The 14060-nt window shown below is 59.9% G+C and carries 13 protein-coding genes; 5 read left to right on the top strand and 8 right to left on the bottom strand.

Annotation, left to right across the window (positions count from 1 at the left end):
* Positions 1-10 precede the first annotated feature (10 nt).
* The 3 genes from QNH97_RS04055 to kdgD form a co-directional block, all read right to left on the bottom strand.
* Positions 11-1375, bottom strand: a complete 1365-nt coding sequence (locus tag QNH97_RS04055; RefSeq protein ID WP_283555714.1) for an MFS transporter — start codon at positions 1373-1375, stop codon at positions 11-13.
* Between the two features lie 87 nt (positions 1376-1462).
* Positions 1463-2908 carry an aldehyde dehydrogenase family protein gene (locus QNH97_RS04050; RefSeq protein ID WP_283555713.1) on the bottom strand — a complete coding sequence of 482 codons (1446 nt, stop codon included), beginning with the start codon at positions 2906-2908 and terminating at the stop codon, positions 1463-1465.
* 81 nt (positions 2909-2989) lie between these two features.
* The gene (gene kdgD, locus QNH97_RS04045; protein WP_283555712.1) at positions 2990-3901 is read right to left on the bottom strand and encodes a 5-dehydro-4-deoxyglucarate dehydratase; all 912 of its coding nucleotides are present in this window, start codon (positions 3899-3901) and stop codon (positions 2990-2992) included.
* A 351-nt stretch (positions 3902-4252) separates the two neighbouring features.
* Between kdgD and QNH97_RS04040 the strand changes: the two genes are divergently transcribed.
* Positions 4253-4612, top strand: a complete 360-nt coding sequence (locus tag QNH97_RS04040) for a hypothetical protein (RefSeq protein ID WP_283555711.1) — start codon at positions 4253-4255, stop codon at positions 4610-4612.
* Positions 4613-4802: 190 nt separating this feature from the next.
* Here the strand turns inward: QNH97_RS04040 and QNH97_RS04035 are convergent, their stop codons facing one another.
* From QNH97_RS04035 to QNH97_RS04020, 4 genes are all read right to left on the bottom strand, one after another.
* A complete protein-coding gene (locus QNH97_RS04035; RefSeq protein WP_283555710.1) occupies positions 4803-5549 on the bottom strand; it encodes a FadR/GntR family transcriptional regulator in 747 nt (248 codons plus the stop codon).
* A 276-nt stretch (positions 5550-5825) separates the two neighbouring features.
* Complete coding sequence (locus QNH97_RS04030) at positions 5826-7553, bottom strand: ABC transporter ATP-binding protein/permease (protein WP_283555709.1); 1728 nt, start codon at positions 7551-7553, stop codon at positions 5826-5828.
* Positions 7554-7649: 96 nt separating this feature from the next.
* The gene (locus tag QNH97_RS04025) at positions 7650-8210 is read right to left on the bottom strand and encodes a response regulator transcription factor (RefSeq protein ID WP_003177957.1); all 561 of its coding nucleotides are present in this window, start codon (positions 8208-8210) and stop codon (positions 7650-7652) included.
* A complete protein-coding gene (locus QNH97_RS04020; RefSeq protein ID WP_283555708.1) occupies positions 8207-9466 on the bottom strand; it encodes an ATP-binding protein in 1260 nt (419 codons plus the stop codon). The genes QNH97_RS04025 and QNH97_RS04020 overlap by 4 nt, the downstream gene beginning before the upstream one ends.
* A gap of 353 nt (positions 9467-9819) precedes the next feature.
* Here QNH97_RS04020 and QNH97_RS04015 point away from each other — a divergent pair, with 353 nt between their 5' ends.
* Positions 9820-10536: an SIMPL domain-containing protein gene (locus QNH97_RS04015; RefSeq protein ID WP_283555707.1), complete on the top strand. Its 717-nt coding sequence runs from the start codon at positions 9820-9822 to the stop codon at positions 10534-10536.
* A gap of 214 nt (positions 10537-10750) precedes the next feature.
* On the opposite strand, the gene QNH97_RS04010 is transcribed toward QNH97_RS04015, so the two are convergent.
* Positions 10751-11143 carry a DUF6124 family protein gene (locus QNH97_RS04010; protein WP_283555706.1) on the bottom strand — a complete coding sequence of 131 codons (393 nt, stop codon included), beginning with the start codon at positions 11141-11143 and terminating at the stop codon, positions 10751-10753.
* A gap of 619 nt (positions 11144-11762) precedes the next feature.
* On the opposite strand from QNH97_RS04010, the gene QNH97_RS04005 reads away from it, so the two are divergent.
* Genes QNH97_RS04005 through QNH97_RS03995 form a run of 3 tightly spaced genes read left to right on the top strand, consistent with a single transcriptional unit; the run spans position 11763 to position 13923 of the window.
* Positions 11763-12545 carry a MarR family transcriptional regulator gene (locus QNH97_RS04005; protein WP_283557421.1) on the top strand — a complete coding sequence of 261 codons (783 nt, stop codon included), beginning with the start codon at positions 11763-11765 and terminating at the stop codon, positions 12543-12545.
* Positions 12542-13246 carry a hypothetical protein gene (locus QNH97_RS04000; protein ID WP_283555705.1) on the top strand — a complete coding sequence of 235 codons (705 nt, stop codon included), beginning with the start codon at positions 12542-12544 and terminating at the stop codon, positions 13244-13246. The genes QNH97_RS04005 and QNH97_RS04000 overlap by 4 nt, the downstream gene beginning before the upstream one ends.
* On the top strand, positions 13243-13923 hold the full coding sequence (locus QNH97_RS03995) for a PP2C family protein-serine/threonine phosphatase (RefSeq protein ID WP_283555704.1): 681 nt from the start codon (positions 13243-13245) through the stop codon (positions 13921-13923). Before QNH97_RS04000 ends, QNH97_RS03995 begins: the two co-directional genes overlap by 4 nt.
* The last annotated feature ends 137 nt before the right edge of the window (positions 13924-14060 follow it).

The following is a 14060-nucleotide window of genomic DNA, read 5'->3' as shown; positions in this document are numbered from 1 at the left end:
CACCGCTCCTTCAGGATTTCGCTTCAGACAGGCTCGAGATGTCAACATCCTTGGCCGTGGGTTCCTTGAGCACCACACGCTTGATCGGTCCTACGATGACCAGGTAGCTGAACACCGCCACCAGCGCGTTGCAACCCACGAACACCAACGCCCACTTGAACGAACCGGTGGCGCTGATGATGTAGCCGATGACAATCGGGGTGGTGATCGATGCCAGGTTGCCGAAGGTGTTGAACAGGCCGCCGCTCAAACCGGCGATCTGTTTTGGCGAGGTATCGGACACCACGGCCCAGCCCAGTGCGCCCACGCCTTTACCGAAGAAGGCCAGGGCCATGAAGCCCACCACCATCCACTCGATGTCCACGTAGTTGCAGGCCACGATGCTGCTGGACACCAGCAGGCCAGCGATGATCGGCGCCTTGCGGGCGAAGGTCAGCGAGTGGCCCTTGCGCAGCAGGTAGTCGGAAATCACCCCGCCCAACACGCCGCCGATAAAACCGCAGATCGCCGGCAAGGACGCAATGAAACCGGCCTTGAGAATGGTCATGCCGCGTTCCTGCACCAAGTACACCGGGAACCAAGTCAGGAAGAAGTAGGTGATGCCATTGATGCAGTATTGGCCCAGGTACACGCCCAGCATCATGCGGTTGGTCAGCAGTTGGCGGATGTAATCCCACTTCGGACCGTCGCTTTTCTTATCCTTGCCCTTGTCCTGGTCCATGTCGACCAGCGCGCCGTTGGCGGCGATGTGATTGAACTCGGCTTCGTTGATCATCGGGTGCTGGCGCGGGCTGTGGATCACTTTCAACCAGATCAGCGAGAACACGATGCCGATCACGCCCATCACGATGAACACGTGCTGCCAGCCGAAACGGTAGACGATCCAGCCCATCAGCGGCGCGAACAGCACCGTGGCGAAGTACTGCGCCGAGTTGAAGATCGCCGAGGCGGTGCCGCGTTCAGCGGTGGGGAACCAGGCGGCGACGATGCGTGCGTTGCCCGGGAAGGACGGCGCTTCGGCCAACCCCACCAGAAAGCGCAACATGAACAGTGCAACCACGGCCGTGGACAGGCCGAACTCACCGACATAGCCCTGCAGCACGGTGAACAGCGACCAGGTGAAAATGCTCAAGGCATAGATTTTTTTCGACCCGAAACGGTCGAGCAGCCAGCCGCCAGGAATCTGCCCGGCCACGTAGGCCCAGCCGAAAGCGGAGAAGATATAACCGAGGGTGACGGCGTCGATGCCGAGGTCTTTTTGTAGGCTGGAGCCCGCGATGGCGATCGTTGCGCGGTCGGCATAGTTGATCGTGGTCACCAAAAACAGCATGAGCAGGATCAAATAGCGGACGCGGGTCGGCTTGGTTTCTTGCATGTCATCTACTTCCACTATTTATTTTTATACGGGAAATCAGGTTGTATGCGATCGGCGCCGGATGCCCGGAGCCGACCGGTATTGCGCTTACGATCCGATGTAGGAAGTCTTCACCACGGTGTAGAACTCTTGCGCATAGCGCCCCTGCTCGCGCGAACCATAGGACGAACCTTTGCGCCCGCCAAACGGCACGTGGTAATCCACGCCGGCGGTCGGTAGGTTTACCATCACCATGCCCGCCTGGGAATGGCGCTTGAAGTGGTTGGCATACTTCAGCGATGTGGTGGCGATACCGGCGGACAGACCGAACTCAGTGTCGTTGGCCATCGCCAGCGCCGCTTCGTAATCCGCCACGCGCACGACATTGGCCACCGGGCCGAAGATCTCTTCGCGGCTGATGCGCATCGAGGCTTCGCTGTCGGCAAACAGGGTCGGCGCCAGGAAGTAGCCTTCAGTGTCGCAGGTCACCAGGCCGCCACCACTGACCAGCCGCGCACCTTCGCTCTGGCCGATGTCGATGTACTTCAAGTCCTGGTTGAGCTGGGCTTCGGAAACCACCGGGCCAATATCGGTGCCGGACCTCAATGCATGACCGACCTTGATCGACTGCATGCGTTCGGCCATGGCGTCGACAAACTTGTCGTGAATGCCAGCGGTGACGATCAGGCGGCTCGAGGCCGTGCAACGCTGGCCGGTGGAGTAGAACGCGCTCTGCACCGCCAGTTCGACGGCCTGCTTGAGGTCGGCGTCGTCGAGGATGACCTGCGGGTTCTTGCCGCCCATTTCCAGTTGCACCTTGGCCTGGCGCGAAACGCAGTTGACGGCGATCTGCCGCCCCACGCCCACGGAACCGGTGAAACTGATGCCGTCGACTTTCGGGCTGTTGACCAAGACTTCACCGACCACACGGCCGCTGCCCATCACCAGGTTGAACGCACCGGCCGGGAAGCCGGCACGGGAAATGATTTCCGCCAGGGCCCAGGCGCAACCGGGTACCAGCTCAGCGGGCTTGATCACCACGCAGTTGCCGTAGGCCAAGGCCGGGGCAATCTTCCAGGCGGGGATAGCGATCGGGAAGTTCCACGGGGTGATCAGGCCGACCACGCCCAGGGCTTCGCGGGTGACTTCAACGTTGACACCCGGACGCACCGACGGCACGTAATCGCCGGACAGGCGCAGGCATTCACCGGCGAAGAACTTGAAAATGTTGCCGGCACGGGTCACTTCGCCGATGGCTTCGGGCAGGGTCTTGCCCTCTTCCCGGGCCAGCAATTGGCCGAGTTCTTCACGGCGGGCAAGGATCTCGCTGCCCACTTTGTCCAGCGAATCGTGACGGGCCTGAATGCCCGAGGTCGACCAGGCCGGGAACGCGGCGCGGGCGGCTTCGATGGCAGCATTGACTTGCGCTGCGTCAGCCTTGGCGTATTCACCGATGACATCGGACAGGTCGGACGGGTTGATGTTGGTGCAATAGTCGGCACCGGCCACCCACTGACCGTTGATGTAGTTATCGAAACGCTTTGCATCTGCCACGGATGCTTCTCCTCAAAAAAAGTCGCTACAAACAGCCTTACGCAAAAAGCCGCTGATCGCTCAGCGGCCTTGCCGGGTCTGTTACTGCTTGCCTTGCTTGTCGATCAGCGCGGCCAGTGCTTCGTATTCTTCTGGCAGCAGATCGGTCAGCGGCGTGCGCACGGGACCGGCGTCATAGCCAACGATCTTCGCGCCCGCCTTGACGATGCTCACGGCGTAGCCGGCCTTGCGGTTGCGGATGTCCAGGTACGGCAGGAAGAAGTCGTCGATGATCTTGCCGACGGTCTCGTGATCGTCGCGGGCAATGGCGTAGTAGAAGTCCATCGCGGTTTTCGGAATGAAGTTGAACACCGCCGAGGAGTAGACCGGCACGCCCAGGGCCTTGTAAGCCGCGGCGTAGACTTCAGCGGTCGGCAGGCCGCCCAGGTAGCTGAAGCGATCGCCGAGGCGACGACGGATCGACACCATCAGTTCGATGTCGCCCAGGCCGTCCTTGTAACCGATCAGGTTAGGGCAGCGCTCAGCCAGGCGTTCCAGATGCGTGGCGTTCAGGCGGCAGACGTTGCGGTTGTACACCACCACGCCGATCTTCACCGATTTGCACACGGCTTCAACGTGGGCGGCAACGCCGTCCTGGCTGGCTTCGGTCAGGTAGTGCGGCAGCAGCAACAGGCCCTTGGCCCCCAGGCGCTCGGCTTCTTGAGCGTATTCGATGGCCTGGCGGGTTGCACCGCCGACGCCGGCAAGGATTGGCACGCTGGTGGCGCAGGTATCGACGGCGGTCTTGATGACTTGCGAATACTCGCTGGCCGCCAGGGAGAAAAATTCACCAGTGCCGCCCGCTGCAAACAGTGCCGAGGCGCCATACGGGGCCAGCCACTCGAGGCGCTTGATGTAGCTGTCGCGATTGAAATCGCCTTGGGCAGTGAAATCGGTGACCGGGAACGACAGCAGGCCAGACGAGAGGATGGACTTCAGTTCTTGTGGATTCATTATTCGAACACCCTGGACGCAATTGATGTGTTGTAGGAAACGGTTCAGCTTCTAGTGAAGTTGTAGGTCATCGTACAACTTAAAATACGCACGTCAACTGCATTTCGTCTTTTGTCGGGGTGTCGGGCAGAGGTGTTTGGCGCGAAACCTTTTAAATCGGGGGCTTCGAGCGGGGTTAGTCCGGGCACCAGGACCGCTCGTCGCCACTGTCAACTCTACCAGTAGGCGCCGTTACGGCGTGGGGGCATAACCCACGTATGGCCGTCCCATGCCCGGCCGTAGTTCTTTTCTTAACCTTTAAGTGAGTCGTCCGTACGCAACGATCAGGGCCGCCTCACAAGGAGTGACATCATGGTGAAGACGTATGCGAAACCGACGCTCAAGGATTTTCCGGCCACCGGCGAAGTCACGGTCAGCTTGTCAAAGACAAAGACGTTAACCGTGAAAATTCCGGATGCAGCTTTCCACCCGTACTCGAACGCCCAACTGACTGTGGGCGTCGGCTCGACGCATCCAACTTCGGTAGGCGCGTTTACATCTCTGACCGACGGCGAGGAAGGTACGCCACGCAAGGGTGTGACAGTGACGCTAACCAATGCCGACTTGACAGCTTACGTCGGCCAATTGGTCGAGCTTCGTTACGAGGTTAGTTACGAGAGCGGCTGGGACAACGATATATCCGAGCCGCAGATGTTGCGGATCAGCGCGTAGGACTGCGTGCCTGCTATTGGGTCAGACAGGCGCGCCGATAGAAAACCGGACACCACTGCCATGTGGCGAGGGAGCTTGCTCCCGCTTGAGTGCGAAGCACTCACTCAAAAAAACGGGGCCGCTTCCCAGCCCAGCGGGAGCAAGCTCCCTCGCCACAAAGCATCCTTGTCACCCGAGCAGCGAAGCCGCTTCAGCCCTGCGCCTGCGCCTCTTCATGAGCCTGGCGCAGCCTTTCACGGCTGTTGGTCAAGTGCAGGCGCATGGCGGCACGGGCGGCGTCGGAGTCCTGTCGGGCGATGGCCTCGAAGATTTCCTCGTGCTCACGGCTCAAGCGATTGAGGTAGTGCTGCTGATCGTCATGGGCCAGGCGCGCCGAGTTCACCCGGGTACGCGGGATGATGCTGGTGCCCAGGTGGGTCATGATGTCAGTGAAGTAGCGATTGCCGGTGGACAGGGCAATCTCCAAATGAAAGGCAAAGTCCGAGGCCACCGCATCGGAGGCATGGGCCGCGCTCTCATTCAATGCGTCGAGGGCGGCGCGCATCGCAGCCAGTTGCTCGGCGCTACGGCGCTGGGCCGCCAGCCCGGCGGATTCCACTTCCAGGCTGATACGCAATTCCAGGATCGCCAGCACGTCACGCAATGTGACCACGGTAGCCGGGTCAATGCGAAAGCCGCTCGGGCTGGGCGGGTCCAGTACGAAGGTGCCGATGCCGTGGCGGGTTTCCACCTGGCCGGCCGCCTGCAGACGGGAAATCGCCTCGCGCACCACGGTGCGGCTGACGCCATGGGCCTCCATGATCGCCGACTCGGTGGGCAACTTATCACCGCGCTTGAGCAGACCGTCGCGAATCTGCTCGGTCAACACCGTCACCAGCTCCTGCGCCAGACTGCGGCGCTTGCGGGGAAGGCGTGGTACGTCGATCGGGTTTTCCATGTGTCAGTGTCTCGGCAAGCGGCTGAATGGCATCATCATAGCGCAACATGGTTGTACGATCACCGTGGGTGCAGTGGCAAGTCGGGTGCTGACACCGAGTCGCCTTCGTCGCGAGCAAGCTCGCTCCCACACTGGATCGTTTGTAGACAGGAACATCCGATTCACCACACCCCCTTGTGGGAGCGAGCTTGCTCGCGATGGCGGAGGGTCAGCCACATCAATATCAACTGATACATCGCTATCGCGAGCAAGCTCGCTTCCACAGGTTTTGAGTGTTTATGCGATCACGGTGCGCTCCACCAGTTGGCCATTTTCGATACGTACATGTCGCGGATGGAACCGTTTCAAACTGCTCCGGTGGCCAACGCTGACGATGCTCAGGCCCGGCAACTGATCGATCAGCGCCTGATACAGCGTTGCCTCGTCTTCTTCATCCATCGCCGACGTGGCTTCATCCATGTACAACCATTGCGGTGCATAAAGCAATGCGCGGGCAAAGGCCAGGCGTTGTTGCTCGCCGGGCGAGAGCATGCGCTGCCAGTGGTTGCTTTCATCCAGCCGCGCAATCAGGTGCGGCAGGCGACAGGTTTCCAGGACCTGTACATAACGTTCGTTGGGGTAGACATCGCCGGGCTGTGGATAACTCAGCACTTCACGCAGGCTGCCAATCGGCAGATAAGGTTTCTGCGGCAGGAACAGATAGCGCGCAGCCGGCAACCGGATTGCGCCGTGCCCCGCAGGCCACAAATGCCCCATCGCCCGAAACAGCGTGGATTTGCCACTGCCTGAACGGCCGCTGAGCATTACCCGCTCGCCGGATTCAACGGTCATGTCGGCGTTGCTGAGCAAATGGCGCCCGTCAGCCAGATCCAGCCCCAGGTTGTGCACCTCCAAGGCAGCGCCCTGGTTTTGCACATCGATGGCCGGCACACGACCTTCGTTGTCGCTCATGGCCTGGCGGAAACTCAGCAGACGATCACAGGTGGCGCGCCACGCGGCGAGGTCGGAGTAAGCGCTGATGAACCAGCTGAAGTTCTCCTGCACATTGCCGAACGCCGAGTTGATCTGCATGAGCTCGCCCAGCTGGATCTTGCCGGCGAAGTAGCGCGGCGCGGCAACGATGAACGGAAAAATAATCGCGATCTGACCATAACCGGAGGTGAAGAACGTCAGGCGCTTGGACACCCGCATGATGTCCCAGAAGTTATGCCAGACCAGGCCGAAACGCCCGCTCAGGCGGCGGTTCTCGTTGGGCTCGCCGTTGTACAGCGCAATACTCTCGGCGTTCTCACGTACCCGTACCATGGAAAAACGCAGGTCGGCTTCGAAGCGTTGCTGGTTGTTGTTCAGGCCGATCAAGCGACGGCCGATCAGATGCGTCAGCCAACTGCCCACCGCCGCATACACCAGTGCGCACCAGAACATGTAGCCCGGGATCGTATAGCCAAACACTTCGATGCTGCCCGACACACCCCACAGGATGATCGAGAACGACACGAGGCTGACGACGGTGCGCAGCAGGCCCAAGCCCAGGCCCAGGGTATTGGTGGTGAAGCTGTTGAGGTCTTCGGAAATCCGCTGGTCCGGGTTATCGGTGTAGCCGCCCTGCTCCAGCCGGTAGTAATTCTTGTCGCTGAGCCAGCGAGTGAAATGCTGCTCGGTGAGCCAGGCCCGCCAGCGGATGGTGAGCATCTGGGTGAGGTACAAGCGGTACACCGCGCCCAGGATCGCCACCGCGGCAATACCGCAGAAATACAGGATCAATCGCCAGAACGCCGCGCTGTCCTTCTCTTGCAGGGCGTTGTAGAAATCCTTGTACCAACTGTTGATCCACACCGAGATCGCCACGCTGAACAGCGACAGCGCGATGACAGCGATCAACAGCGTCCAGGCCTTGCCCTTCTCCTCACTGCGCCAGTACGGCGTGGTCATTTGCCAGACACGGCGGAAAAACTGCCCGCGCACCGCGTCATTGACCGCGGAATATTCAGCGTTCTGATTCATGGTTAAGGCTCTATAAAGAAAAGAACAGACTCGGGCCGATCATAAAGCAACGGCCCGATGTGTCGCGGGGGTGGACAACATCTGTTCAGCACAGGTTCAGCGACGCACGGGACGCTTTTGCAATTTGCGCTGCAAAGTCCGCCGATGCATGCCCAAGGCACGAGCGGTGGCGGAGATATTGCCTTCGTGTTCGGTCAGCACCCGCTGGATGTGTTCCCATTGCAGGCGATCCACCGACATGGGATTTTCCGGCACCAGGGTGTCGAGGTCGGCGTGCTCGGACAACAGCGCCGCGAGTACGTCATCGGCATCCGCCGGCTTGCACAGGTAATTGCAGGCGCCGCGCTTGATGGCTTCGACTGCCGTGGCGATGCTCGAATAACCGGTGAGAATCACCACGCGCATTTCCGGGTCCAGCTCCAGCAGCTTGGGCAGCAGCACCAGGCCGGAATCGCCGTCCATTTTCAGGTCCAGGGCGGCGTAATCCGGCAGGTCGGCCTGGGCGATGGTCAAGCCTTCCTCGGCAGAACCGGCAGTGCTGACGCGAAAACCGCGACGGGACATCGCCCGGGCCATGACACGGGTAAACGTGGCGTCGTCATCTACCAGCAACAGATGCGGCAGTTCTTCGCCGTCGACTTGGATCTCGTCACTCATGCTTCGTCTCCTCGGTCGGCATGAGGCAAGCGCAGCTCGGTGAGCGTGCCGCCTTCCTCATGGGGGTAGAGTTTCACCGAGCCGCCGGCGCGTGTCACGCTGGCTTTGCTCAAAAACAGGCCGAGGCCGAAACCTTTGCCCTTGGTGGTGTAGAACGGCTTGCCGATCTGCTCGGCAATCGCCAGCGGAACGCCGGCGCCGTGGTCGCGGATACTGATGGTCAGCTCATAGGCGTTCCAGTCCAGCGCCACTTCCAGGCCTTCGGGGCAGGCGTCGGCGGCGTTGTTCAGCAAATTCAGCAGCGCCTGGGTCAGGTCTGGCGGGGGCGCCATGCGTGGCACCGTGCCCTGGCCCAAGCACTGGAAGCGGTAACTGGCTTCCGGGCGCATCAGGTGCCAGCGGTTCAGGGCATCGTCAAGCCAGAAGGTGACCGCCTGCATGTCGATGTCCAGCCGGCGGTTAGCCTCGGCCGCACGCACCAGGTACTGCAGGGTCTCCTTGCAGAGCTTGACCTGATCCTGCAACACGCTGAGATCGTCCTGCAGCGCCGGATCGTGGTGATCCTGGCGCATCTCCTTGAGCAGCACGCTCATGGTCGCCAATGGCGTGCCCAATTCATGGGCGGCACCGGCGGCCTGGGTTGCCACGGCCAGCAATTGCTCGTCCCGCAGGCCCTCCTCCCGGCGGATGGCCCGCAGTTCTTCCTGGCGACGCAACTCCTCGGCCATGCGCGCGGCAAAAAACGTGATGACCGCCGCCGCCAAGGCGAAACTCAGCCACATGCCGTAGATCTGCAGGTTCTCCCGGGCGATGGGAAAGGTTTCCAGTGGATAGAACCGCGCCAGCAGCAAGGTGTACAGCGCCAGGGCGATGCCGGAAAGAATCAGCGAAAACCGCCACGGCAAGGTCACCGCGGCGATGGTCAGCGGCACCAGGTAATAGGAGACGAAGGGGTTGGTGGAACCGCCGGAAAAATACAGCAGCGCGCTGTGGATAAACAGGTCGCAGGCCAGTTGTACGGCGTATTCCAGCTCAGTCACCGGCCACGAGGTACGCAGGCGGATGGCCGTCAGCGCGCAGAGCACGCTGGAACAGACCAGCGTGATCGCCAGTTGCAGCCAGGGCAACGGCAGCAGGTCGAACCAATAGGCAAGCCCCACGGAGCCGGCCTGGGCCGCCAGGACCAGAATACGGATAAACGTCAGGCGCCAGAGGTTCTGGCGGGAGGCGGAAGTCATTTGCAAAGGGGCGAGCATGAGCTCTCCTGATGAGCGCTCCAGGCGGATCGCACGGAGTATAACCAAGGCGCGGGTTGCAGAGGCAGCTATGCGGCAAAGCGCCACAGCTCTCAATACTACATATACCCCCTGTGGCGAGGGAGCTTGCTCCCGCTGGCCTGCGCAGCAGGCCCCATCAATCGACCGAGCGATGCCGGATTTGCGACTGCTGCGCAGTCGAGCGGGAGCAAGCTCCCTCGCCACAGGGTTCTTCGTTGGCTTCAGATATCTGTATAGAAGTTGTAACTGTGCGAACCGAGCCATAAAAGCTAGAGTCTTATCCTTCACGCAGGCCCGGACCTCACCCCTGCGCCTCATCCCAAGGAGCTTTCATGCACACGTTCAGTCGCCCCGCCGCCCTGCTCGCCCTCAGCCTCGGCACCCTCGCCAGTCTGCCGGCCCTGGCCGCCGATGAGCTGCACTACAACCAGATTTCCCTGCGCGCCGAAACCAGCCAGGAAGTGGCGCGCGACCTGATGATCGTCACCCTCTACACCGAAGAGCAAAACACCGACCCGGCCAAACTCGCCGCTGCTGTCAGTACCACGGTGAACAAAGCCATCGGCCAGACCAAAGAGGTCAAGGACATCACCCTGCGCCAGGGCAGCCGCAACAGCTACCCGATCTACGACAACAAGGGCCAGAAAATCACCGGCTGGCGCGAGCGCGCCGAACTGCGCCTGGAAAGCGCCGACTTCGCCGCCCTGTCCAAACTCACCGGCGAGTTGCTCACCGATATGAAAATGGCCGGCATGGACTTCGCCATCTCCACCGCCACCCGCCAGGGCAGCGAAGACGCCCTGCTCAAAGATGCGGTCAACGCCTTCAAGGCCCGCGCTCAACTGGCCACCGAGGCCCTGGGCGGCAAGGGTTACAAAATCGTCAACCTGAACCTCAACACCAACGGTTATCCACAACCCTTCATGCGCCCGCAAATGATGATGAAAGGCGCGTCCATGGATGCGGAGTCCGTGACGCCGGAAGTGGAAGCGGGTACCAGCAAAGTGACGATGACGGCGGATGGGGTGGTTGAGGTGTTGTTGCAGTGATGATGGGCAGTGGGTTCAGCCAGTTTCTTTCTGGCTGAACCCTGTTGTCCGGCCACGGTGCTCCCCCGTGGCGAGGGAGCTTGCTCCCGCTGGGCTGCGCAGCAGACCCAAACCCTGGCACCGCGGTGTGTCAGATAGATGCAGCCGCTGCTTTTGGGGCCGCTTCGCAGCCCAGCGGGAGCAAGCTCCCTCGCCACGGGGACGGTGCCCGAGCTTAGGTCGGCGGGCAGGCCGAACTGGCCGGCGCCTCGACCTGATCCAACGCCTTGTCCACCAGCAACTGGCACAACTCCACCAGCTGATGAATCCCCAACGCCACACTCCGGCGCGTGCCCTCCACTTCAAAAGCCAGATCCTCGGCCATGGCTTTTATCGAGGCCAGGGTTTCGGAAGTGCTGGTGAGCAGCGTATCGGTGTCGGCCTTGGCGGTGACTGAAAACAGGCTGTCGATGCGTGGATCGGTGCTTGGCTCTGGTTTTTTTGGATTCAGGTAATGATCAAGCGCCCGCTCGGCAGCGGCGCGGTCTTTGAGTAGGTCTTCGATGGCGTCGAAGCCGGAAAGGGGATTGGTGTTATTGAAGGGTGGATCGGGGACTGACTTATCCATTGATTTGTACCTATTTAGTGATGAGGACCATCACTTGCCGTTTCTCACTCGGCAAAGTGGTGGCAGCTGTGTGCAGGGGTGAGAAATCCGAGAAATAGGTACTCGGCCAGACCGAGGCCTGCCCGCACACAGCCGCCATAATGCATCTACTACAGGCAGCGGATAAGCTGGCGGCAATTATGCAGGTACAGAGGCTGGATGCCTATTATTCGGGTTTCTCACGCCCGGTCGCTGAATGGCAGCGACAGGAAAAAGATTAGAGAGCCCACTTCCGAGGGACAACCTTAAAAGCTTGTCGGATATTTCGTTCTGGAGAGCGGATCCTTCCGACGCACCTGAATGATTTATGCAGCCGTCCGCACCACCGCAAACCCCGTGGCGAGGGAGCTTGCTCCCGCTGGGCTGCGCAGCAGACCCAACCCAGGCACTGCGTCGTGTCAGATAAACGCAGTCGCTGATTTTGGGGCCGCTTCGCGCCCCAGCGGGAGCAAGCCCCTCGCCACGGTGGATGTTCGGCGACGGGTGCTTGACCTCCGCAGGAATTTCTACAGAACGGACTCTAAAAATAAGATTTGACATCATAAAAAACAGCGCGTAACACTTGTCCACGATTTATGGAATGTGGACAGGCAGAGATTTAACCCGCGTGAAAAGTCAAGATATTTTGCTCATGTACAAAATGGCCAGCCTTCACGCGCAGGAAGAAGTGTCTCCGACCGGCAGCCAAACAGTGGCATGGGGCGGCCTATCCCAGATTGACTTGCTGCCGGACGACTACAGCCCTGAACCAAAATTGATCACCTCCCCACCGCCTGAAAAATCCTGGGACAACTTAGAGGTCGCCATAAAACGCATCATCGACGCAGACTCGTTCCAGTGGGAAGGCTGGGACGCCGACGATGATACCTCCCAGAAAAGAGCCGCTGCCAAATGGGAAGACCGCTACACCCTCAGAGCCTTGGCTGAGTCCTTGGGCTTGAGCAAAAGCGAAATATCGAACTCGATCGCCCGGTGCCGGGAGGCCGGACTGGTAACAAACGACTATGAAACCTCTTTGCCCAAAGTGAATCGCCTGGCACTTTTAAAGATCACCGAGCACGCGCTGAAGTACTTTTTCCCCGTCAAGCCCGGTGCCCTGGCGCGAGGAATTCCAACTGGGTTTGCATCGCCGGTGCTTTCCAAACACCTTAAAAGCGCCGGAGGAAACATCCATGTCTGGCCCGACCCGCACGGCACCGAGCGCGGCCAGACCGTAGAACCGATTTACAAAACAGTACCTGAGGCCGTGAAGAAGGACCGAACCCTCTATCACTACTTAGCCTTGGTGGACTCGATACGGTTGGGCGGCCCTCGCGAAACCAGCGTCGCCATCCAGCTGCTTAAAAAAGGTATGGGCCTTTGAGCATCGCTTCAGATCACAATTACGAGATGCTGGGTGCCGTCGCACAGGGATTGGGTGACGAGCTTTTAAAAGAGGTCGCCTTCGTTGGCGGCTCTACCACCTGGCTTCTGTGCACTGACGAGATTGTGCTGGACGATATCCGCAGCACTGACGATGTCGACTTGGTCATTGAGCTAGGCGGCATCGCTGACTGGCAAAGATTGACAGAGCGCTTGGCCGATAAGGGTTTCAAGATTACTGCCGAGTACAGCGACGTAACGTGCCGGTTCAAGTTCAACGATGTGATTGTCGACGTCATGCCGTCCGTGAAAGAGGTGCTCGGCTATGAAAACCGCTGGTTTGTGGATGGCCTTGCGAACGCAGACACGCTCAATCTGCCCAGCGGGGTTGCGATCAAAATTTTCAAACCCGCCTACTTTGTCGCGACAAAGCTCGAAGCATTCAAAGGCCGCGGCAACGGCGATGCCTATCACAAGGATGTCGAGGATATCGTTCTCATCGTAGAGGGCCGAGAGAGCTTGCTAGAGGAGATTAGCCAAGCAGATCAGACGCTACGAACGTATATTGCGGCCGGCATCACCGGGCTGCTGGCACTCGACTCACTGGATTATGTAATACAAAGCTTCCATTCCGTCCGCGCAAACCCAGGCCGAGACAGACTGATTTATCAGCGCCTGAAACAACTGGGTGACATCAAATGATTCACTCAGCCAAGTCTGTCAAAGGGCGGGCAAGAGATGAGAACCGAGATGGTGTAGGAGCAAGGTTCGACGGAACACGAGGGCTGTTTGTCGTCGTAGACGGCACGTCAAGACCAGGCAGCGGCCAACTCGCACAGGCGTTGGCTGACCAAATACTCACGCTGTATTGCGAGAAAATAGCGGAGGGTTGTTCGGATAACAGCCATGAAGAAGCGGCCGCATTACTCAAGGAGGTGTTGAATGACGTACACGACCGGCTCTTCTCGACAGCCTTCACAGGGTCGGCGAGTTATCTAGTCGGTGTAGCCGCCGCGGGACTTCTCACCGTCGCTTACGAAGGCGACTGCTGCGCTGGCGCGGCTTTTTCAAACAGCCCGATCACTTGGTTCACGGCACCGCACTGTCTCGCCAACTGGAGGCGCGATCGTGACCACCGACAACTGGCAGCAGACCCAGGCCGGCATCGGATAAGCCGGTGTTTCAAAGCACGGAATAAACCAGACCCCGAAATAGTCACAAGAACGACCATTGAAGGTGAACAACTGGTTTTTGCAACCGATGGCTTTTGGGCTGACTTGAGTGATGCAACACAGGCCAAGCTACTGGAAGTCGAGAGGCTTGATCCCATTCATGTCGATGATGACGTCTCCTGGATAGTCGTGCAGATCCCGGCTTAAAAAGCATCTCATTTAGACCGCCTTCGCGGGCAGCCCGCTCCCACAATGGATCGGCGTACGACCAGGCGAACCAGGCCGGCTGTCAAGCCGCCATCGCGAGCAAGCTCGCTCCCACAGCTTGATCGAAGTACACCCGG

It is taken from the genome of Pseudomonas sp. G2-4, assembly GCF_030064125.1.
Taxonomy (GTDB): Bacteria; Pseudomonadota; Gammaproteobacteria; order Pseudomonadales; family Pseudomonadaceae; genus Aquipseudomonas.
The sequence above is the reverse complement of the archived record's forward strand: the minus strand, read 5'-3'. Positions and strand labels throughout refer to the sequence as shown.